At 72.3% G+C, this 21,530-nt stretch carries 16 protein-coding genes and 1 pseudogene; 7 read left to right on the forward strand and 10 right to left on the reverse strand.

The genetic code is table 11. The annotated features are described in order from the left end of the window. The first annotated feature begins 110 nt into the window (after nucleotides 1-110). Together ABZ719_RS00500 and ABZ719_RS00505 are read left to right on the forward strand one after the other, a co-directional pair. Nucleotides 111-1,022: an SDR family oxidoreductase gene (locus tag ABZ719_RS00500; protein WP_366723038.1), complete on the forward strand. Its 912-nt coding sequence runs from the start codon at nucleotides 111-113 to the stop codon at nucleotides 1,020-1,022. Between the two features lie 436 nt (nucleotides 1,023-1,458). After that, nucleotides 1,459-2,055 (forward strand): dihydrofolate reductase family protein, encoded by a 597-nt coding sequence (locus ABZ719_RS00505; protein ID WP_366723039.1) that lies wholly within the window; start codon nucleotides 1,459-1,461, stop codon nucleotides 2,053-2,055. A gap of 110 nt (nucleotides 2,056-2,165) precedes the next feature. Here the strand turns inward: ABZ719_RS00505 and ABZ719_RS00510 are convergent, their stop codons facing one another. From ABZ719_RS00510 to ABZ719_RS00530, 5 genes are all read right to left on the reverse strand, one after another. Then, the gene (locus ABZ719_RS00510) at nucleotides 2,166-3,386 is read right to left on the reverse strand and encodes an FG-GAP-like repeat-containing protein (RefSeq protein ID WP_366723040.1); all 1,221 of its coding nucleotides are present in this window, start codon (nucleotides 3,384-3,386) and stop codon (nucleotides 2,166-2,168) included. A 319-nt stretch (nucleotides 3,387-3,705) separates the two neighbouring features. After that, a complete protein-coding gene (locus tag ABZ719_RS00515; RefSeq protein ID WP_366723041.1) occupies nucleotides 3,706-4,986 on the reverse strand; it encodes a DUF6596 domain-containing protein in 1,281 nt (426 codons plus the stop codon). Continuing rightward, nucleotides 4,983-5,345 carry a YciI family protein gene (locus ABZ719_RS00520; protein ID WP_366723042.1) on the reverse strand — a complete coding sequence of 121 codons (363 nt, stop codon included), beginning with the start codon at nucleotides 5,343-5,345 and terminating at the stop codon, nucleotides 4,983-4,985. Before ABZ719_RS00520 ends, ABZ719_RS00515 begins: the two co-directional genes overlap by 4 nt. Nucleotides 5,346-5,545: 200 nt before the next feature. After that, the gene (locus ABZ719_RS00525) at nucleotides 5,546-5,977 is read right to left on the reverse strand and encodes a tautomerase family protein (RefSeq protein WP_366723043.1); all 432 of its coding nucleotides are present in this window, start codon (nucleotides 5,975-5,977) and stop codon (nucleotides 5,546-5,548) included. After that, the gene (locus tag ABZ719_RS00530; protein WP_366723044.1) at nucleotides 5,968-6,609 is read right to left on the reverse strand and encodes a carboxymuconolactone decarboxylase family protein; all 642 of its coding nucleotides are present in this window, start codon (nucleotides 6,607-6,609) and stop codon (nucleotides 5,968-5,970) included. The genes ABZ719_RS00525 and ABZ719_RS00530 overlap by 10 nt, the downstream gene beginning before the upstream one ends. Nucleotides 6,610-6,853: 244 nt before the next feature. Here ABZ719_RS00530 and ABZ719_RS00535 point away from each other — a divergent pair, with 244 nt between their 5' ends. The 3 genes and pseudogenes from ABZ719_RS00535 to ABZ719_RS00545 all read left to right on the forward strand — a co-directional run. Continuing rightward, complete coding sequence (locus ABZ719_RS00535) at nucleotides 6,854-7,783, forward strand: LysR family transcriptional regulator (protein ID WP_366723045.1); 930 nt, start codon at nucleotides 6,854-6,856, stop codon at nucleotides 7,781-7,783. A 434-nt stretch (nucleotides 7,784-8,217) separates the two neighbouring features. After that, entirely contained in the window at nucleotides 8,218-9,438 is a 1,221-nt protein-coding gene (locus ABZ719_RS00540; protein ID WP_366723046.1) for a right-handed parallel beta-helix repeat-containing protein, read from the forward strand. A 181-nt stretch (nucleotides 9,439-9,619) separates the two neighbouring features. Continuing rightward, a pseudogene (locus ABZ719_RS00545) lies at nucleotides 9,620-10,720 on the forward strand (pectate lyase); the annotation flags it as partial. A gap of 101 nt (nucleotides 10,721-10,821) precedes the next feature. On the opposite strand, the gene ABZ719_RS00550 reads toward ABZ719_RS00545, so the two are convergent. Then, nucleotides 10,822-12,801 (reverse strand): heavy metal translocating P-type ATPase, encoded by a 1,980-nt coding sequence (locus tag ABZ719_RS00550; protein WP_366723047.1) that lies wholly within the window; start codon nucleotides 12,799-12,801, stop codon nucleotides 10,822-10,824. 110 nt (nucleotides 12,802-12,911) lie between these two features. Between ABZ719_RS00550 and ABZ719_RS00555 the strand changes: the two genes are divergently transcribed. Then, nucleotides 12,912-13,280, forward strand: a complete 369-nt coding sequence (locus tag ABZ719_RS00555) for a metalloregulator ArsR/SmtB family transcription factor (protein ID WP_366723048.1) — start codon at nucleotides 12,912-12,914, stop codon at nucleotides 13,278-13,280. 165 nt (nucleotides 13,281-13,445) lie between these two features. On the opposite strand, the gene ABZ719_RS00560 is transcribed toward ABZ719_RS00555, so the two are convergent. Beyond that, nucleotides 13,446-14,333, reverse strand: a complete 888-nt coding sequence (locus ABZ719_RS00560; protein WP_366723049.1) for a helix-turn-helix transcriptional regulator — start codon at nucleotides 14,331-14,333, stop codon at nucleotides 13,446-13,448. 287 nt (nucleotides 14,334-14,620) lie between these two features. Here ABZ719_RS00560 and ABZ719_RS00565 point away from each other — a divergent pair, with 287 nt between their 5' ends. Then, on the forward strand, nucleotides 14,621-15,982 hold the full coding sequence (locus ABZ719_RS00565) for an MFS transporter (RefSeq protein WP_366723233.1): 1,362 nt from the start codon (nucleotides 14,621-14,623) through the stop codon (nucleotides 15,980-15,982). A gap of 104 nt (nucleotides 15,983-16,086) precedes the next feature. On the opposite strand, the gene ABZ719_RS00570 is transcribed toward ABZ719_RS00565, so the two are convergent. From ABZ719_RS00570 to ABZ719_RS00580, 3 genes are all read right to left on the reverse strand, one after another. After that, a complete protein-coding gene (locus tag ABZ719_RS00570; RefSeq protein WP_366723050.1) occupies nucleotides 16,087-18,837 on the reverse strand; it encodes a bifunctional YncE family protein/alkaline phosphatase family protein in 2,751 nt (916 codons plus the stop codon). A gap of 101 nt (nucleotides 18,838-18,938) precedes the next feature. Further along, complete coding sequence (locus ABZ719_RS00575) at nucleotides 18,939-20,483, reverse strand: ABC transporter permease (protein WP_366723051.1); 1,545 nt, start codon at nucleotides 20,481-20,483, stop codon at nucleotides 18,939-18,941. Continuing rightward, nucleotides 20,480-21,442, reverse strand: coding sequence for an ABC transporter ATP-binding protein (locus ABZ719_RS00580; protein ID WP_366723052.1), 963 nt, complete (start codon nucleotides 21,440-21,442; stop codon nucleotides 20,480-20,482). The genes ABZ719_RS00575 and ABZ719_RS00580 overlap by 4 nt, the downstream gene beginning before the upstream one ends. Nucleotides 21,443-21,530: the final 88 nt, after the last annotated feature.

Below are 21,530 nucleotides of genomic sequence, written 5' to 3' on the forward strand. Positions count from 1 at the left end.
TACCCGCATGTCAGTCACTGGCGCTACTTGACGCCAGTGACTGACGCTACTTAAGGTCAGCGACTGGCACTACGTAGTGTCAGCCGCTGGCGTCAAGAGGAGACCGTTCCATGCATGTGTTCGTCACCGGGGGTTCCGGTCAGACCGGCCCCGCCGTCGTCGCAGAACTCATCGCGGCCGGCCACACGGTCACCGCACTGGCGCGTTCGGACGCCGCCGCCGCCCGGCTGGAGTCCCTGGGGGTCACGCCGCACCGCGGGTCCCTGGACGATCTCGGAAGTCTGCGCCGGGGCGCGGAGGCCGCCGACGGCGTCCTGCACATGGCCTACGGCGGCGACTTCTCCGACCTCGGCGACATGATGCGGCGCGACCGGACCGCCATCGAGACGCTGGGACGGCCGCTGGAAGACTCGGGCAAGCCGTTCGTCGTCACCTCCGGCACACTGGTCATGCCCGCCGGCCGCGAGGCGACGGAGCTGGACGAGCCGGACACGACCGGGATCGCCGCATTCCGCATCGTGGGTGAGCGGGCCTGCCTGAGCTTCGCCACGCGGGGGGTGCGCGCGAGCGTGGTCCGCCTCGCTCCCACCGTCCACGGTCCCGAGGACCACGGTTTCATCCCCATGCTCATCGCCACCGCGCGCAAGACCGGCGTCTCGGCCTACATCGGCGACGGCACCAACCGGTGGCCCGCGGTGCACCGGCTCGACGCGGCGGCCCTGTTCCGTCTGGCGGTGGAGAAGGCGCCCGCGGGCAGCGTGCTGCACGGAGTGGCCGAGAGCGGGATCACCCTGAAGAGCATCGCGGAGACGATCGCCCGGGGCCTGGACCTGCCCACGGTCTCCCTGACCCCCGACGAGGCCGCCACCCACTTCGTGAGCCCGTTCATGGCCACGGTCTACGGCTTCGACGGGCCCGCCTCCAGTGCCCACACGCGGGAACTGCTCGGCTGGTCGCCCACCCACCCGGCACTCCTCGAAGACCTGGAGCACGGCGACTACCTGACCCGGCCGGCCTCCTGATCCCGCGACCCCACGGCGTTTTCGCCCGTGTGAGGCCCTCCGGTGCTTCTCGTCCGTCCCGGTGACCCGCCCGGCACGCCGCTCGGAGCACCGGTCCCCCGCTCGACGCGGAGCGCCGGCGCCACAGTACGACGGCTCCTAGGGCGATCACAGCGGCCCTCGCCAGGACCGGTGCGCCCAGGGTGAGGACGCGTTCGAGGGAGGCCGCGGCGGCGTAGCCGGCGCCGGCCTCTGCCGTGGCCCAGAGGCAGGCGGCGGTGGCGCTGAAGGGGGCGATGCGGCGGTAGGGCAGGGGGGCGGATGTGCGGGATCCGACGACGCGATGCTCACCTCGGCCGGGCGGGTGTCATGATCGCTCGGCGGCCTCGCGCCTCGGCACGCCCGTCGGCGGTGCCGGGCCGTGGCGCGACAGCGCGACCAACGGAAGGGAACCGTCATGCGCAGACTCGTCCACTACATCGCCACCACTCTCGACGGCTTCATCGCGGGCCCGGACGGCGGCGACCCCACCGGTCCCGGCGGCTTCTGGCCCGTCCCCGCGGACTACATACAGCACCTCGTGGCCGAGTACCCCGAGACGCTGCCCGTCCAGGCCCGTCAGGCACTGTCCGTCACGGCGGAGGGCACGCACTTCGACACCGTGCTGGAGGGGCGGCGCAGCTACGAGATCGGTCTCGCGGCCGGTCTCACCGACGCCTATCCCCACCTGCGGCACCTGGTGTTCTCCCGGACCCTGGCCGAGAGCCCCGACCCCGCCGTCGAGTTGGTCGCCGACGACCCGGTGGCGACCGTGCGCGACCTCAAGCGGCAGGCCGGCAAGGACATCTGGCTCCTGGGCGGCGCCGAGCTGGCGGGCTCCCTGTACGCCGAGATCGACACGCTCATCCTCAAGGTCGGTCCGCTGACCATCGGGGACGGGATCCCGCTGTTCTCCCGCAAGGCTGCCTTCGACCCGCGCACCTGGACGCTCGCCGACCACACCGTCCTCGAGAGCGGCGCGGTGTTCCTCACCTATACGCGCGCAGACGGCTGAGAGCTGCGGACAGAAGAAGAGTCCGATCGGCCCAGGGCCGTCCGAGTCGCGCGGTGAACGCGGAAAGGGCCTCCGCCCGCAGGCGGAGGCCCTTTCACCGGACGACCGGGTCAGAAGGCGCCGTTCAGGCCCCACCAGTCGGTGGCCGTCACCTGGCCCGCGTTCAGCGCGCCGGTGCCGCGGCCGGTGTAGAGGAGCTGGCAGCCGGTGCCCCGGCAGCTCTGGCCCGCATAGCCCGCAGTGGTCGTGGTGACGAGGTCGGCGTGGCCGTCGCCGGTGACGTCGCCCAGGCCCAGCACGGTGTCCATGACGTTCCAGCCGCCGGAACCGACCAGCACCCGCGAACCGAGCGAACCGGTTCGGCCCGGGTACAGCCACAGCTTTCCGGTGGACGCCTCACGGGCGATCAGGTCGGCACGGCCGTCACCGTTCATGTCACCTGCCCCGGTCAGGGCGTTCATGCCGTTCCAGCCACCGTTGCCGATGAGCTTGCGCGAGCCGAGGCCGCCCGCGCCGGTGCCCGGGTACAGCCACAGCTTGCCCGTGGACTTCTCCACGGCCAGCACGTCCGGGCGGCCGTCGCCGGAGACGTCTCCGGACGCGACGATCCGGCTCATGCCGTTCCAGCCGCCGGTGCCCATGAGCTTGCGCGAGCCGAGGCCGCCCGCGCCGGTGCCCGGGTACAGCCACAGCTTCCCGGTGGACGCCTCACGGGCGATCACGTCCTCGCGGCCGTCACCGCTGAAGTCGCCGTGCCTGACCAGGGCGTTCATGGCGTTCCAGCCATCGGTGCCGACCAGCTTGCCGGTCTGGTCCCCCGGCAGGAACCACAGCCGGCCCGCCTTGTCCCGGACCAGGACGTCGGCCTGGCGGTCGGCGTTCAGGTCGCCGAAGCCCGCCGCCTCGGGCGCGGGCGAGGAGAACCACTGCGGGTAGGCAGGCAGGGTGCACTCCCGCGCGGTGGAGACGAACCTCACCGAGCTGGTGCTGCCGGCCGAGTGGCCCCAGTCCTTGCCGGCGGGGTCGGGCGCCCACACGTCGACGGGACCGACCTGACCGTAGTTCGCGTCGTCGTGCAGGCACACGTACTTGGACGTGTGGTTCTCGACCGACCGGAACGTGTTGTTCCAGGTGCCGAGCGTCGCCTTGGCCGTGTTCGTCTTGAACATGGTGCCCGAGGCGTTGTCGGTCTTCCAGGCACAGAAGTAGCCCGACGGGCAGTCGCTGACCGCGGCCTGCGCGGGCGTCCCGCCCGCGCCGAGCAGCCCGAGTGAAGCGAGCCCCAGTGTCGTGGCCACGGTGGCCAGACGCCGAAGCGGTGATACGCGCATGCGTTCCCTCCCTAGCGCGGCGCGGAGAGACGCTCGACGCGCCGCGAGAGGAAGATACCTCGCCGAAACGATCAGCGCCGTGCGCGGGGCGGTCGGCGGGGACGCGGGGCGAGTGCGTCCGGACCCTGGCCGACCGCCCGGCCCGCTCACCGAGCCGAGCAGGCCTTCCGCGCGTCCCGCCGGCCCTCCCGCTCCCGGTGGCCCCGTGACGCACCGCGGCACAACACCCCGCGCCGCACCGGGCCCAGGCGCTCCGCGCCTGTGTGTGGGGGCCGCGGTACGCAGCGCCGCTGCCGGGCCGCGTGCCCGGTCCGGCGGCTCAGCCGTCGCCGGTCGGCGTTGCCGGTCGACTCGGTCCTCGTGCCAGGCGTGCCGCGCGGGCGGCCAGGTGGCGCCGTTCCGGTGCGCTGGTGGCGCGACGGGCGGCCTCACGGTAGGCGTCCGCCGCCGCGTCGTGCCGGCCGAGCATCTCCATGAGGTGCGCTCCGGTGGCGAGCAGGCGGTGGTGGCGTGCCATGCGCTTGTCGGACCGCAGGGTGGCAAGCAGGTCGAGTCCGGCTGCGGGACCGTGCACCATGGCGACGGCGACCGCACGGTTGAGGGTGACCATCGGGTTGGGAGCGAGGTGCTCCAGCAGTTCGTACAGGGCGAGGATCTGCGGCCAGTCCGTCGCCTCGACGTGCTCCGCCTCGTCGTGGACGGCGGCGATGGCGGCCTGCACCTGGTACGGGCCGGTCCGCCCGCGCGGCAGGGTCTTGCCGATCAGCTCGATCCCCTCGGTGACGAGCCGGCGGTCCCACCGGCCGCGGTCCTGCTCCGCCAGCGGCACCAGGTCGCCGCCGGGGCCGGTGCGGGCGGGGCGGCGGGCGTCGGTGAGCAGCATCAGCGCCAGCAGGCCCGCCGTCTCCGTGTCGTCGGGCAGCAGGCGGTGCAGCAGCCGGGTGAGCCGGATCGCCTCGGCCGACAGGGCGGGCGCGGTCAGGTCGGCGCCGTCCGTGGTGGTGTAGCCCTCGTTGAAGATCAGGTACAGCACGTGCAGCACTTCGCCCAGCCGCCGGCCACGCTCCGCCTCCTCGGGCATGCGCAGCGCCGTGCCGGAGGTCCTGATGGTCTGCTTGGCCCGGCTGATGCGCTGGGCCATGGTCGCCTCCGGGACCAGGAAGGCGGCGGCGACCTGGGCGGTGGTCAGGCCGCCGACGGCGCGCAGCGTCAGCGCGATCCGGCTCGGCGTGGACAACGCCGGGTGGCAGCACAGGAACAGCAGGGCGAGCGAGTCGTCCCTGTCGGTGCCCGGTCCGGCGTCGGCGGCGCGGCTGAGCAGTTCCGCCTGCGGGGTGGCCAGGGCGATACGGTCCTCACGGCGCCGGCGTGCCTGCTCGCTGCGCACCTGGTCGACCAGCTTGCGGGAGGCGACGGTGACCAGCCAGCCCCTCGGGTTGTCCGGCGGTCCTTCGGCGGGCCACTGGAGCGCCGCGGCGAGCAGGGCTTCCTGGACGGCGTCCTCACAGGCGTCGAAGGTGCCGTACCTGCGCAGCAGTGCGCCGAGGACCTGCGGCGCCAGTGCGCGCAGCAGGTCCTCGACGCGGTGGTCCACGGTCACAGGTCGGCGGCGGACTCGTGCAGGACGGGCCAGAGTTCGACCGGCTCGACGTCGGCGAAGGGCATGTCCGCCGCGATCCGCTGCGCGCGCTCCTGGCTCACGCAGTCGAGCAGGTAAAAGCTGGCGATGTACTCCTTGGTCTCCAGGTAGGGGCCGTCGGTGACCGCCGGGGCCCCGGCCTCGCGGCGCACGAGCTGGGCGTTGGCCGCGTCCGCCAGGCCGTAGGCGCCCAGAAGCTCTCCGGTCTCCCGGTACTTCTTGTTGAACGCCTCCTGCGCGGCGATGGCCGCCGGCCAGTCCTCGGCCGGGAAGGAGTCCCACTTGGCCTGGTTGCCGTAGATCATCGCGACGTACTTCATCCCGGGTGTCCCCTTCGGTCCCGCGCGCCCCGTCGGCGCGCTGTCACCCCTCAGTCGGAGCCGGCAACGGGCCCTCGACATCCGGCGACGACCTTCTCCGGCATTTTTTCCGTGAGAGCGAGGGCTGTCCCACGCCCCTCGTGACGCGGGTGATCAACCTATCCGGCCTCTCCCCGGCAGGACAGCCGCCGGCGCCGGCCTCAGCTCGCGGCCCCGGTGGCGGGGAGGCCTTCCTCCATGCGCTCGTCGTAGCCGGTGACGGGGTCGACGACACGGCCGGCGGCCCACCAGTTCTCCCTGGCCGTCTCGTTGATCATCATCAGGATGTCCTCCTCGGGGACGCCGGCGAACAGCCGGAGGTTGTCGACGACGGCCTGGAACAGCTGGGCCTTCTGCTCGGCGGTGCGGTGGTTGAAGGACAACTGGATGAGCATGGTGCGCTCGGTGCGGCGCAGGCCGAACACCACCGGCTGCATCTGGAAGTTGTCGGGCACGACCTCATGGAAGACGTGGAACTGGTCGTCCTGGGGGATCTTCAGCACGTCGACCATCGCCTTGTGCAGGCCCAGGGACACGTTACGGCGGTACTCGGCGGGGGTCCCCCGGCGGAGGTAGATGTTGATCAGAGGCATGAGCTGTCGCCTTCCTTCTCTTTCCGGTTCTCGTCCGGAGCCGGTACCTGGAAGCAGGCCAGCAGGGCGGAGGTGCTGAGGTACTGGCCGACGAGGCCGACTAGGGCGATGAGGGTGTTCGTGCCGAACGTGGCCGCCGCCTCGTCGTACAGGCCGTCCGGCACGCGGTGGTCGCGGACCAGGGCGGCGGCCAGGCGGTGCGCGAGATCAGCGTCGGGGCGCAGCCCGCGGGGGGCCTGGCCGTGGAGCAATGACGCGATGGCCGGGGCGGGCAGACCCGCCGTCTCGGCCGCCGCGGCATGGGCGTACAGCGCGTACTCGGCCCGCCAGTGGGCGGCCACGGTGAGGATGACGGTCTCGCGGACGTCCGCCGCGATGCCGGCCCGGGTGAGCGCCTGGGCCCACTCCAGCAGGGGCTGGGCAAAGTGCGGGGTGCGCAGCAGTGCGTTGAACGGGCCGATGAACCGCCCGTCGGGAAGGACGGCCGTGTAGCCCGCCTCCTGCGCGCCGCGTACCCGTGTGGCCCGCAGCCGTTCGCGCAGCGCGCGCTGTGCCTCGTCGAGGCCGTCGGCGGGAAGGAGGGGCAACCGGCCGCCGAGCCCGGAAGCCGTGTCAGGGGGGTCGTCGTTCATGCCCTCCACGCTAGGAAGGGGGGACGGCATTCCGCCAACGAATGTTCGGCATAATGGGCATTCCGAAGACTCATGACCCCGCCCAGGCCGGACTCTCACGGGTCGGCGGCGCCGGACCGGCTCGGTGCCCTGACCCGGGGCTCTGACCGACTCGCCGCTCACCGACTCGACGCGCCGACTCGGCGCTCAGGCCGACTCGCCGCCGTGGCCGGCTCACTGCTCACGGCTGTCCCACGGAGACCTCATGGAGATGACGCTGATCGGGCTGCGGGTGCTGCGGGAGGTGGCGGAGCGGGGCACCTTCACGGCCGCGGCGGACGCGCTCGGGTACACGCAGTCGGCCGTCTCCCGGCAGATGGCCGCGCTGGAACAGGCCACCGGCGCCCGGCTCTTCGACCGCCACGCAGGCGGTGTCCGGCTGACCGGCGCAGGCCGTGTGCTCCTGCGGAACGCCGTCGTCGCCCTCGACGCCCTGGAGGCCGCCGACCGGGAGTTGCGCGGAACGGAAGAGGCGGACAGGGGCCGTGTCCGGCTCGGCTTCTTCCCCACCGCCGGTGCGGTGATCGTGCCCCACGCCCTGGCGGTGCTGCGCCGGGAGCACCCTCACCTGGAGGTGACGACGCGTGAGGGCAGCACTCCCTCGCTGGTGCGCGCGCTGCGCGCCGGCACCCTGGATCTCGCGCTCCTCTCCTCCCGGCCACCGCACCGCTCGCCCGACACCGACGATCCGCCCCTGAGCGTCGAGCCGCTGCTGGAACTGCGCCTGGCCGTAGTGGTGCCGGCCGGCGGCCCGTTCGCCGAACGGGGCAGCGTCAGCGTCGAGGAGATCGCGCGCGAACCGTGGATCGCCGGTGGCGGCAGCGCGGACGAGCCCGTGCTGGGCGTCTGGCCCGGTCTGCCCGGGCGGCCCCGGGTCCGTCACACCGCCCGCGACTGGCTGACCAAACTCCACCTGGTCGCGGCCGGCGCCGGCATCACCACGGCGACGCCGGCCCTGCTGCCCGTCCTCCCGCCCGGCGTCCGCGTCGTACCCGTCGAGGGCGTCGCGGAGGAGGTACGACGCGTCAGCCTGGTGCGCATGCCGGGTCCCGCCGAGGCGCCCACGCAGGCGCTGGCACGCGCCCTGCGCCGCCAGGCCGCCGACCTCGCCGACCTCAGCGACCCCGCCGGCTGATCGTCGCGCGCCGGTCCCGGACGCGCGGCGGCCCGGCGAACGGCGGATCCGGCCGCCCCGGTCGTCCCCCGGTGGTGCGGCGGACGAGTACGGGCCGGGCACTGCCGAGCCCGCAGCACGGTCATCCTGCTGAACAGCAGGCTTCTGCGAGGACGATCGGTCACCCACCCCTGACGGCCTCAACAGCGGCTTCCAGTAAGGAACTTAGCTTCCTTAATTCGAACGCCAAGGTTCAGTAATGTGAACGACGTTCAACGGACAGGATTATTGACGCGGTCACGGCAGGCCTCTAGCTTTCTCCAGCAAGCGCTTTCCCCAGCGGTGCGCGGGTGAACCGTCAAGGGCCCGGACGGCCCCCTCGGTCCCTCCGGAACCACGCCCCACCCCAGGGCGGCGACCGCCCGCGCGCATCCCCACGGCCAAGGAGACACGCAATGCACTCGAGAGCCGCAATCGCATCGGTCGGCCTGCTGGCCGGCGCGCTCGTCGCGCTGTCCGGCACCATGGCGCAGGCCGTTTCCGTCCACGGCGACGCCGGGGCGGCCGGCGCCGTGCCGGCGTCGGGCACCGTTCTCTACGTCGCGCCGAACGGCAAGGACGGCGCGGCCGGAACGCAGTCGGCCCCGACGACGCTCACCTCGGCGATCAGCCGGATCACCTCCGGCGGCACGATCTACCTGCGCGGCGGGACGTACAAGTACTCCTCGACGATCACCGTCCCGGCCGGCGACAACGGCACCTCCGGGGCCCGCACCACCCTGTCCGCCTACCCGGGCGAGAAGCCGGTGCTGGACTTCTCGGCGCAGAGCGAGAGCTCTTCCAACCGGGGGCTCCAACTGATGGCCGACTACTGGCACCTGTACGGCCTGACCGTCCAGCACGCCGGGGACAACGGCATCTACGTCGGCGGCAGCAACAACGTCGTCGAGCGCGTGGTGACGGCGTACAACCGCGACACGGGACTGCAGCTCGGGAGGATCGCCTCCAGCACCCCCAAGTCCCAGTGGCCGTCGAACAACCTCGTCGTGAGTTCGGAGTCCCACGACAACAAGGACTCCTCCGGCGAGAACGCCGACGGCTTCGCCGCGAAGCTCACCACCGGCACCGGGAACGTCTTCCGCTACGACGTCTCGCACAACAACATCGACGACGGCTGGGACCTCTACGCCAAGACCGACACCGGCGCCATCGGCCCGGTGACCATCGAGTACTCCCTCTCCTACGGCAACGGCACCCTCACCGACGGCACCCAGAACAAGAACGGCGACCGCAACGGCTACAAGCTCGGCGGTTCCGGCATCGAGGTCGACCACGTCGTCCGGCACAACGTGGCGTACGGCAACGGTCACCACGGCTTCACCTACAACAGCAACCCCGGCACGATGACCATCTCGAACAACGCCAGTGTCGACAACGGCGTCCGCAACTTCGCGTTCGACGAGGGGACTTCGGTGTTCCGGAACAACACCTCGTGCCGCACCGGCAGCGGTACGAACGACAAGATCAGCACGGACGCCGACGCCGACGCCTCGAACCAGTTCTGGCTCGGTTCGAACGGGTCGCGCTGCTCCTCCTACACCGGAGCCCTGGGCTGGTCCTTCGCCTCCGACGGCCACCTCGTCGTGACCTTCGGCGGCAAGCCGGTCACCCCGTGACCACGCGGTGCCCCCGGGCCGCGCGGCCCGGGGGTACCGCCGCCGGCCCCACCCGGTGACACGGCCCAGCGGGCCCGTACGACGTGTTCGGTGCCGCCGCGGCGCTTTGGCCCCGCGGCGGCGACGACCGATGAGCAGACGGCGAGAACCGATGAGCGGACAAGGAGTTGAGGAGATGCGGATGAGCAGAGCGGTCATGTCCCGGGCCGGTGCGGCGCTGGCCACGATGACCCTCGTGGCCGCGGCGGGCGCGGCCCTGTCGGCACCCGAGGCGTCGGCGGCGGCCGGCGGCGCCTCGGGCTACGCGAGCCAGAACGGCGGCACGACCGGCGGCGCGGGCGGCCGGACGGTGCGGGCCACCACGGGAACCGAGATCAACGCGGCGCTGTGCAACCGGGCCAGCAGCAGCACCCCGATCGTCATCGAGGTCGAGGGAACGATCGACCACGGCAACACCAGCCGGGTGTCCGGCAAAAGCTGCGACACCGCCGACGACGTGATCGAGCTGAAGCAGATCAGCAACGTCACCCTCGTCGGGGTCGGCGGCGGCGCCGTCTTCGACCAGCTCGGCATCCATGTCCGCGAGTCCGGCAACATCGTCATCCAGAACGTCACCGTCCGCAACGTCAAGAAGTCCGGCTCCCCGGTGTCCAACGGCGGCGACGCCATCGGCATGGAGAAGAACGTCCACAACGTCTGGGTCGACCACGTCACCCTCGAAGCGTCGGGCGGCGAGGACGAGGGGTACGACAGCCTCTTCGACCTGAAGAACAACACCCGGTACGTGACGCTGTCCTACAGCGTCCTGCGCGACTCCGGCCGCGGCGGTCTCGTCGGCCACAGCGACAGCGACCTGACGAGCACCTTCATCACGTACCACCACAACCTGTACGAGAACCTGGACTCCCGCGCCCCGCTGCTGAGGGGCGGCACGGCCCACATCTACGACAACTACTACGTGAACCTTCACAAGTCGGGCATCAACTCCCGGGCCGGGGCCCACGCCAAGGTGGACAACAACTACTTCAAGGACTCCAAGGACGTCCTGGGCACCTTCTACACCGACAAGACCGGCTACTGGCAGGTCAGCGGCAACATCTACGACAACGTGACCTGGTCCGCCCCCGGCAGCGAGAACCACCCGGCCGGCCCGGACCCGCAGTCCACCACCACCGTCGCCATCCCCTACTCCTACACCCTCGACGCGGCCCAGTGCGTACCGGCCGTCGTGAGCCGGACGGCCGGCGCCGGCACGGGGCTGCTCACGTCGAACGGCGGCTGCTGACCGCGGACGCCCCCCCACCCCCGGCGGCCTCGGACCGCCGGGGGTGAGCGTCACCGCCCCGGCCGTCCCCGGCGGCAGCGGGCCGCTGCCGCCGCAGCTCACCGCGGTTCCCCGGCGGCGCGGGCGCGGCGCCAGGCGCCGTCGGCGAGCAGGCGCAGGCCGTTGAGGCCGACGATGACGGTGGAGCCCTCGTGGCCGGCGACACCGAGCGGCAGGGGCAGCGTGCCCACGAGATCCCAGACGACCAGGCCGGTGATGAACACCGCGGCGATGACCAGGTTCTGCGCGACCAGGCGACGGGCGGTGCGGGACAGGCGGACGACGGCGGGGACGGTGGCCAGTTCGTCGCGGACCACGACCGCGTCGGCGGTCTCCAGGGCCAGGTCGGAGCCGGCCCGGCCCATGGCGATGCCGGTGTGCGCCGCGGCCAGCGCGGGGGCGTCGTTGACGCCGTCGCCGACCACCAGCACCTTCCGCCCCGCCTGCTCCAGCTCCCGCACCGCGGCGACCTTGTCCTGCGGCAGCAGGCCCGCGCGGACGTCGGTGATGCCGGCCTCGGCGGCCAGGCGGGCCGCCGCGCGCGGGTTGTCGCCGGTGACCAGCACCGGTGCGGTGCCGGTCAGTTCCGCCAGCGCGCTCACGGTGGCGGCGGCATCCGTGCGCAGCCGGTCGGCGATGCCGAGCACCCCCACCGGCGCTCCGTCCAGGGTGACCAGGACGGCCGTGCGGCCCTCCTCCTCGAGCCCCGCGGCCACGGAGGCGGCCCGGTGTCCGGTGCGGGGGTCCAGCAGACGGGCGGGACTGCCGACCGCGACCGTACGGCCCCCGACCCGCGCGCTCACCCCCGCGCCGGGGGCGGAGGCGAAATCCTCTGCCGGGGGGATGTCCAGGCCGCGGGCGCGGGCGGCGTCCACGATCGCACGGGCCAGCGGGTGCTCGCTGGGGTGCTCGGCGGCCGCCGCCAGCCGCAGCAGTTCCTCCCCGCTCAGGCCGGAGCCGGCCGACGGGTGCAGGCCGGTCACGCGCGGGGTGCCCTCCGTCAGCGTGCCGGTCTTGTCCAGGGCGACCGCGTCCACCTGTCCCAGTCGTTCCATGACCACCGCGGACTTCACCAGCACGCCGTGGCGGCCGGCGTTGGCGATGGCCGACAGCAGCGGGGGCATGGTCGCCAGCACCACCGCGCAGGGCGAGGCGACGATCATGAACGTCATCGCGCGCAGCAGCGTCGGCCGCAGCTCGGCGCCGAAGAGCAGGGGCAGGACGAACAGGGCGAGGGTGGCGGCGACCATACCGAGGCTGTAGCGCTGCTCGACCTTCTCGATGAACAGCTGGGTCGGCGCCTTGGTCCCGGAGGCTTCCTCGACCATCGCCACGATCCGTGCGATCACCGAGTCCGACGGGTCCCGTTCGACCTTCACCCGCAGCGCGCCGGTGCCGTTCAGCGTACCCGCGAAGACCTCGTCGCCCTCCTGCTTGGCCACCGGCAGCGGCTCGCCGGTGATGGTGGCCTGATCGACCTCGCTCGCCCCCTCCAGCACCCGGCCGTCGGCACCGATCCGCTCCCCCGGCCGCACCAGGACGAGGTCTCCCGCGGCGAGCCGCTCGGTGGGGACCGTCTCCTCGGTGCCGTCGTCGGCGAGCCGGGTCGCTGTCGCGGGCGCCAGATCGAGCAGACCGCGCACCGAATCGGCGGTGCGGGCGGTGGCGATCGCCTCCAGGGCTCCGGAGGTGGCGAAGATGACGATCAGCAGCGCACCGTCCAGGACCTGCCCGATCGCCGCCGCCCCGAGCGCGGCGAGCACCATCAGCAGGTCCACGTCCAGGGTCTTCTCCCGCAGGGCCTGAAGGCCCGCCCAGCCCGGCTCCCAGCCGCCGGTGGCATAGGAGAGCGCGAACAGCGGCGCCCAGGACCACGCCGGTGCCCCGGTCAGGTACAGCGGCAGCGCGACCAGGAACAGCACCAGCGCCGCGGCCGCCCAGCGGGCCTCGGGCAGGGCGAGGATCCGTGTACGGCGCGGCGGCACCGCCCCGCGGGCGGCGTCGCCGGGTGAGACCGGGCGGAGAAGAGCGGAAGACATCGAGGCAGCCCCTGGAGAAGCGGTGACGCGCGGCGTGTCCGGCACCACCACCGTAACAGGAACGAATGAACATTGATTCATGTGTTCATCGGGCGGCGTACCATGGCCGCATGGGTAACGGAGCCGCACCGCCTTCCAGCAACGTCCCGCGCACACGCCTGGACGCGGCCGGCGCCGCCAAGGTCGCCACGACCCTCCAGGCCCTGGCCACGCCCTCGCGCCTGCTCATCCTCGCCCGCCTGCGCGAAGGCCCCCTGCCGGCCACCGAGTTGGCCGCCGAGGTCGGCATGGAGCAGTCCGCCTGCTCCCACCAGCTGCGGCTGCTGCGCAACCTCGGCCTCGTCACCGGCACCCGCAAGGGCCGCTGCGTGGTCTACGCCCTCTACGACAACCACGTCGCCGAACTCCTGGACCAGGCCCTCTACCACGTCGAACACCTCCGCCTCGGCCTGAGCGACCCGGCCCTGCCCGCTCGGTAGGTGTCCCGACCCGGCCGTGGGCGAGGTTCCGCGCCGCCGTACCGACCGCGAACCGCCCCGGTCCGGTACGTCCCCTGACGGCCTGGCCGGCGCGCGGGGAGTGCCGGTGGTGCGGCCCTGCCGGGCCGTCGCGCCACCCGGCCGTGCCGTCGCGCTGTCCGGGCGTCAGTCGAGGGTCGTCGGCACGCTCGTGTCCGGCACGCGGAGGGTGGAGGCGAGGAGCCGCAGGGCCGCGTCCGAACTCGATCCGGGCCGGGCGGTGTAGGCGATCACGCGCTGTCCGGCCGCCTCCGGAAGCAGCAGGCTCTGGAAGGAGAGTTCCATGGAACCGACGAGAGGGTGGTCGATCTCCTTGGTGCCGGCGACGCAGGTCCGCACCGGGTGCCGGGCCCAGCGCTGGGCGAACTCCTCGCTTTTCATGGTGAGTTCGCCGATGAGTTCGGCGAGCTGTTTGTCGTGGGGGTGGCGGCCTGCGACGAGGCGCAGCGACGCCACCGCGAGCTGGGCCTCCTCGTGCCAGCGGGGGTAGAGGTCGCGGTTGTGCTCGTCCAGGAACAGCATCCGGGTCAGGTTCGGCCGGCGGTCCGGATGCCCGGGCGCGTCGAAGGGCAGGTGCATGCCCAGCAGGAGATGGCCCATGGCGTTCCAGGCGACGATGTCGTTGCGCCGGTCCAGGACCAGGGCGGGGGTGTCCGTGAAGGTGTCGATGAGCTGGCGGACACCGGGAGCGGCGCCGGAGGTCCGCGGGGTCTGGGCCCGCCGGGAGGTGATCGCCTCCGGCCGGGCGAGATCCATGAGGTGGCCGGACTCGTCCGGGGTCAGCCGCAGGGTGCGGGCGATCGCCCGGAGGACGGAGTCGGACACCTGGTGGACGCGGCCCTGCTCGAGCCGGGTGTAATGGGTGACGCTCAGGCCTGCCGCCAACGCCACTTCCTCGCGCCGCAGACCGGGCACCCTGCGTCGTTCCGCCAGTTGCGGAAGCCCGATCTCCTCGGGCGTCAGGGCCGCTCGGCGGCTGCGCAGGAAATCGCTCAGCTCGGAGAAGTCAGGCATGAGGTGCTCTCCCAGTCGATCCGGTGAAGTGAACCGTGCCCTGGGTCCAACGGGCGTGGCGCCCGCGTGCTTCCCGCCCTGGGTGGTCAGGTTCCGACCACCCACCGCACGCCTCGTCAGCGGGCGGGGAGTCCTCTTCGGGGACTGGGTGGCGGCCGGCCGGCGGCGCAGGATTCCCCGGGTCGAAGCTTCTCGAAGGGAATCTCATGTCTGTTGTCGATGGTGTGGCCGGGAAGGCTGTCGCGAGTGGTCCGGGGGATGCGGGACCGCGCCGGTCGACGTCCCGGATGCGGCTGACGCTGGTGGTGCTGCTGGTCGCGCAGTTCATGCTGGCGGTGGACTTCTCGATCCTGAACGTGGCGCTGCCGGTGATCGGCGAGGGCCTGGGTTTCCCGCTGGGCGGCCTGCAGTGGATCGCGACCTCGTTCGCGCTGTGCGCGGCGGGTTTCACCCTGCTCTTCGGCCGGGTCGCGGACCTGTTCGGACGGCGTCGGCTGTTCCTGGCCGGCCTGGCCGTTCTGGGGCTGGCCTCGCTGGCCGGCGGTCTGGCCACCAGCCCGCAGGTACTCGTCATCGCCCGTGTCCTTCAGGGACTCGCGACCGCGGCGGTCACCCCGGCCGGTCTGTCCCTGCTGACCACCTCCTTCCCGGAGGGGCCGCTGCGGGAGAAGGCCCTCGGCCTCAACGGCGCCCTGATGTCGGCCGGTTTCACCACCGGAGCCGTCCTGGGCGGCGTGCTGACCGACCTGCTGTCGTGGCGGTGGTCGTTCTTCATCAACGTGCCCGTCGCCGCCGCCGTGCTGGTCATCGCGCCGATGGTGCTGGCCGAGTCCCGCCCCGAGGTCCGTCCGCGTCTGGACCTGCCCGGTGCCCTGAGCGTCACCCTCGGTCTGCTCGCCGTGGTCTTCGGCTTCACCCGGGCCGGTGGGCGCGGCTGGTCCGACCCCACCGCCCTCGCCGTGCTGGCCACCGGCGTGCTCCTGCTGGTCGCGTTCTGCTTCGTGGAACGCAGGAGCCCCGCCCCGCTGGTCCCGGTCAGCGTCCTCGCCCGGCCCAGCGTGGCCTGGGGCAACGTCGCGGGCATCCTGGCCTTCGTCACCGAGACCTCGCTGGTCTTCCTGATGACCCTCTACCTGCAAGAGGTCCTGGGCTTCTCGCCGCTGGCGGCCGGGCTCTCCTTCGGCGTCCTGGGCCTGGGCACCGTCCTGGGCGGCACCGTCGCACCCCGTGTCATCGCGGCCGCCGGCACCCGCACCACCCTGATCGCCGGCGCGCTGGTGCAGACCGTCGCCACCGCCGCCCTGCTCCTCCTGGGCACCACCCCCCACAGTCTCGCTCTGCTGCTGCCCGCCACGTTCGTCGGCGGCGTCGGCAACATGCTCCTGATCGTCGGCTTCATGGTCACCGCGACCAGCGGTCTGCCCGACCACGAGCAGGGCATGGCGACCGGACTGGCCACCATGAGCCAGCAGATCGGCATCACCATGGGAACCCCTGTCATGAGCGCCGTCGCCACCGGCGCCATGACCACCACCACCGTCACCGGCATCCTCGGCGGCATCCGCACCGCCGTCGCCGTCGACACCGCCCTCGTCCTCGTCACCGCCCTCACCAGCGCCCTGTTCCTGCGCGCCCGCCCCACCAGGTAGCGCGTCCTGCCCGGCGGTGAGCGCGGGGACACCCCCCGGTGTCCGCGAAGGACCCCTGACAGGCGGCCGGCCTGGCAGGGGTCCTCGGTCGTGCGCGGCGTGGGTCAGCCGTCGGACTCCGGCGACGGGATGTAGGCGCCGGGCACGTCGTTCGGGGCGTAGATCTTCTTCTCACCGGGGTACGGACGGGCCCAGTTGTGGGTCTGGTACCAGGTGAGGTGGTTCATCTGGGCCGGGTTGGCGTAGTCGGGGACGGCGTCGGGACCGGTCAGGCGCTGCCGGGACTTCCAGGTGTCCCACGCGGCGGCCAGGGACTTCTTGTCCGCCGGAACCTTCGCCGGCGGTACGGCCGCCGCCTTGCGGTCCTGCGCGGCGGGGGTGTCCACGCCGCAGGCCGGCGGGGTCTTCAGGCCGTCGGTCAGTGAGGTGCGGTTGGGCAGGGCGGTGAACGGCCGGTAGTCGGGGTGCCGGGTGAACACGCCCCGCATCGGGGTGGCCGCGCTGTCCTTCTGGTTCATCGGGTGGATCCCGAGGATCTGCTCGATGGTGCGGATCATCGTGATCTGCGAGTAGTAGTGGCTGTCGACGGTGCCGCGCCGGACCCAGGGGCTGACGATCTGCACCGGGGCGCGGTGGCCGTCGACGTGGTCCAGGCCGGCCTGCGAGTCGTCCTCGACGACGAAGACCGCCGAGTCCTTCCAGTACTTGCTGTGCGAGATCCTGTCGATGATCCTGCCGGTGGCGAGGTCGTTGTCGGCGACCTGGGCGGCCGGGCTCGCCGGGCCGCCGGTGTGGTCGCTGGAGAGCCAGAACATGTTCAGGTTCGCCGGCCCGTTCTTCTCGAAGTCCTTCTTCCAGATCTCGTACCGGTACTGGTCCGGGACGCTGGTGTCGAACTTCGGGAAGCCGGGCACCGAGACGCTGTTGAGCGACGGGATCGGCGAGGAGGAGTTCAGGGGGTAGGCGGTGGCCTGCCCGGTGGCGTCCATGTTCTTGGCGTCGCAGTACAGGTTCTGCCAACTGGCGCCGGACGGCTTGGTCAGGAACTGCTGGAACTCGCCGAAGTCCCGTACGCTCTTGCCGGCCGCCTGCGCGCCCGTCCACAGGAACCCCGTCTTCTGGTGGCCGAGGGCGTCGTCCTCGGTGTCGTAACTGCGCTTGTACTCGCCGGCCGAGGACTCGGTGTACTCGGGATTGTCCGCCTGCATGAGCCAGTTGTGGCCCTCGGCGGAGTTGGTGCCGATGTCGTAGGTGTTGTCGTAGAGCCCGAACTGCTCGGCCAGCGCGTGCTGGTTGGGCGTCACGTTCGCACCGAACTGCGCCAGCGACGCGTCGCCGTTGCCCTTGGCGACGTCACCGAGGACCTGGTCGTAGGTGCGGTTCTCCTTGACGATCAGGAAGACGTGCTTGATCGTCGACGGGTCGCCGATCCGCTCCGGGACCGGCTGCGCCTTGGTGTGGCCGTGTCCGGAGGCCAGCCGGACGGAACCGGCGCTCCAGCCGTTCTGCCGGAAGACCTTGGCGGTCTGGGAGCGGATGACACGGTCGCTGGGCAGGGTGAACTGCGTCAGGCTGGAGGTCGTGTCATGGGTGCCGTGGCCGGCGGCGGCGGGGCGGCGCGCGTCGATGCCGCGGGTGTTGGAGACGACGACCTTCTTGCCCACGGTGGTGATCTCGGCGGGGAAGTAGTCCGTCGGCAGGAGACCGACGTAGCTGACCGGCTCCTGCGCGGAGGTGTAGCGGTAGACGGCGACGGCGTTGGCGCGGCCGAGCGTCACCAGCAGCCGGCCGTCGTCGGTGAGGGTCACCGCGTCGGGTTCGTAGCCGACCGAGGCCTCCGGCCACGGCTGGGTGGAGATGGTCTGGACGACCTTGTCGTTGGCCGTGCTGATGACCGACACGTTGTTGTCGGCGGTGTTGGTGACGAACACGGCGCCGCGCCGGGCGTACACGGCGGTCGGGTGCAGGCCGACACCGATGGTGGCGACGGCGGCGGACGGGTCGGCCAGGTCGATGACGCTGACCGTGCCGGTGGTGGTGGCGCCGGTCATCGGGTCCGCCGGGACCTGCGTGCCGTAGGAGTTGAGGGTGGAGTCCCCCGCCTTCGCGGGCCGGCCGCCCTCGTTGCTGACGTAGAGCTTGCCGCCCACCCGGGCCATGCCGCGCGGGGCGTTGCCCACCGCCCAGCTGTGCTGGACGGTCCCGGTCGCCGCGTCGATGGCCACCACCCGGTTCTGCCCGTTGACGGCGGCGTACACGGTGGAGCCGTCGGCGGAGAACACCGCGGCGGCGACCAGGGCCTGCTTGCCGCCGTCGGCCGGGATCTTGACGGTCACCGGGTCGGCGAGGGTGCCGTCCGCGGTCACGGTGAACTTGGTGTAACCGTCGGCCTGGCCCAGCCACAGCTGCTTGCCGTCGGGTGAGTACGCCGGGCCTTCCTGGCCGACGGAGCTGTTCGCGATGCGCAGGTCGTCGGCGGCGTTGGTGCCGACCCGCTGCTTGACCCGCCCGGTGGCGAGGTCCACCACGACCAGCGCGGCGTCGCCGTCGGTGACCGCGGCGGCGAGGTGACTGCCGTCGGGGCTGACCGCAGACGACATGATCTTGCCGTCGTCGATGACGTGGCGGTCGCCGTACGGGGCGATGTACTGGTCGGCGGAGACGACCTGGCCCTTGCCGGTGACCTGGCCGACCTGGTCGGTGCCGAAGGGGCGGGTGTCGGCCACGGCCGTCCCGGTGGCCAGGGCGGCCGTGGCGATGCATGCCGTGACCAGCGTCGCCCGGCGGCTGACACGTCTGCCCAGCAGGTCGTAGTACTTCTTCTCCGCCTGCCGGCGGCGGCGTGTTGTCTGCATGAGGTCATTCCTTCGGGAATCGGGGGCGTCGGGGGGTGGCCGGGAGGAGGAGTTCGGGGAGTTGGAGCTGCGGACAAAAGGGGAGTCCGGGGAAGCCGGGGTCAGGGAGTCCTGGCATCGGGGGAGGCGGACAGCAGGTCGACGTTGCCGTCGAACTGCCAGAGCGGGTTCGGCGCGTCCTGGCCCGAAGTCCGCACCAGGAAGTAGCCGTTGACTTCCTTCGGCCCGTCGCCGTCCGCGACGAACCGCCCGTCGGAGGTGATGTCGAGCTGGTAGACGGCCGACCCGGGAGCCGCGACACCGGGCAGGTGCCAGGAGACGACGCACCGCCAGTCGTTGCCCGCCCCCTGGGCGCCGTCCTGGACACCGGCCTTCGTGCATGCCGCCGTGGTCCTCAGCCGCGCCTCGGTGACGGCGGGCCGGTGGAGCTGGTCGGTCTGCATGCGGTACAGGTGGGCGAACTCGGTGGCGAGCGCCTGCTCCACCTTGGCCTGGTCTATCCCGGAGCCGGCCGCCGTGGTCGTCGCCGCCACGACCGCGACCGTCACGCCGAGCAGCGCCGCGAGCGGCAGCGCGGCCCGGGTGACCGCGTGGCGCACCGCGCCGTCGTCGGTGGGGTTGGCGAAGTCCCGCCGGAGGAAGAGGACGTACGCCAGCGCCGTCGCCGTCACGGCCCACAGCAGGCTGACGACGATGCCGACGAGGAGCGGGGTGAGCTGCGCCGGGCGGGCGAACAGGCCGTTCCAGGTGAGGAAGGCGTCACCGGGCAGCGCGAGGCGCACGGCGACGGGGAGCGGCAGCATCTGGGCCAGTTGCATCGCCAGTGCGACGATCGCGGGCAGCAGCAGACCCATCGGGGAACGCCCGAGCACGACCGATCCGAGGAGTCCGATTCCCGCGAGGGCCAGGGTCGGGGCGAGCACGCAGGCCCAGGCGAGCAGGACCCTCCCGGCTGCCTCGCCCGGCGCCAGCAGATGACCGTCGAGGCCGACGAGCGGCCGGTCGCCGACGGCCAGCAGTCCGCCGGCCGTGCTGGAGGCGGCCAGTGCGGCCACGAGCAGCAGGAGGACGGTGAGGCCGGCCAGCGCCTTGGCCGCGAAGATCCGCCGGGGCGAGCGGACGGCGACGAGGAGATGGCGCCAGGTACCGAGCCGGTCCTCGGCGGCGAACACGTCGCCGGCGACGACGGAGGTGAGCAGCGGAAGCGCCCAGGTGCCCGCGAAGCCGAGCGTCACCAGCGGCCCCGCCCACCCGGTGGCGTGCATCCAGCGGCCGAAGAGGGTGTCGGTGGGCAGTGTGCTCTGCACGCTCACCCCGGCCACGAAGAGCGCCGGCGCGATCCAGCAGGCGATGAGCAGGAGGCGGATCCGCCACTGGGAGAGGAGCTTGACGACTTCGAAGCGGTAGGTCCGGGCGACGGTGGCGCGGCCCGCGGCGGTGCTGTGCGCTCGCCCGGAGGGCCCGGCGGTCGCGCGGCCTGCCGTGGGGGGCGGGTCGGCGGCCGGCGTCGGGTTCTCCGTGAGGGCCGGTTCTTCCGTGGGGGTGGGAACTGCGGTGGCGGTGTCTTCGGTGGGGGCGGGGCCTGCCGTGGAGGTGGATTCCGGGGTGGGAGCGGAGTCCGGGGTGGGGGACGTCGTGGTGGTCATCGACCGGTCTCCTGCTGCTGGTCGTCGGTGCGCTGCTGTTCGGTGAGGGCCAGGAAAGCCGCCTCCAACGGGGAGACAAGTGGGCCGAGTTCGCGCAGCGCGATGCCCTCCCCGACGAGCCGTACCACCAGGTCGTCGAGGGCGGGCACCAGCGCGCGCACCACCAGACCCGCCCCGTCGTGGCGTCCCGGGGTGCCGTCGGCCAGGCGGATCCCCGGGGCGTCGGCGGCCAGCCGGCGGGCGCGCGCGGGGTCGGAGGTGACGAGCCGGTAGTCGAGTTCACGGTTCTCGGCGGCCAGCTCGCCCAGCGGACCGGAGAAGACGGTCCGCCCGGTCGCCAGGATGGTGACCTCGGAGCACAGGGCCTCCAGGTCGTCCATGCGGTGGCTGGAGAGCACGACGGCCGTCCCCTGCCGCGCGAGCCGGGTGAGCACACCGTGGACGTGCTTCTTCCCGGCCGGGTCGAGGCCGTTGGACGGTTCGTCCAGGACGAGCAGCCGCGGCTCGGTGAGCAGGGCAGCGGCGAGACCCAGCCGTTGGCGCATGCCCAGGGAGAAGCCGCGGGTGCGGTCGTCGGCGACGTCCGTGAGTCCCACCTGCTCCAGTGCGTCGTCGACGGCTGCCGACCGCCTGCCGTCCCCCCGCAGTGCGGCGAGCGCGGTGAGGTTCTGCCGTGCGGTGAGCGAGGGGTACAGTCCCGGCCCGTCCACGAACCCGGCGACCCCGCCGGGGGCTTCGAACGCACGGCCCACCGGCGTGCCGAGGATCTCCAGACTTCCGCTGTCCGTCACGGCCAGGCCGAGAAGGACGCCGAGCAGGGTCGTCTTGCCGGCGCCGTTCGGACCGACCAGGCCGTGGATCTGTCCCTGCGCCACGTCCAGGTCGACGCCGTCGAGCGCGACGACCTCCCCGAAGCACTTCGTGATGCCGCGAGCCCGGATGGCGAGCTGTGAGTCCATGAGCTCCTTCTTTCGGAAAGCCTCATGCACCCTAGGAAGCACACACGTCCCTGACAGGGATCACGGGTTGAACGCTCAGCGAACGGAA

Origin of the sequence: Streptomyces sp. NPDC006743 (genome assembly GCF_040703815.1) — a bacterium.
Classification (GTDB): Bacteria; Actinomycetota; Actinomycetes; order Streptomycetales; family Streptomycetaceae; genus Streptomyces.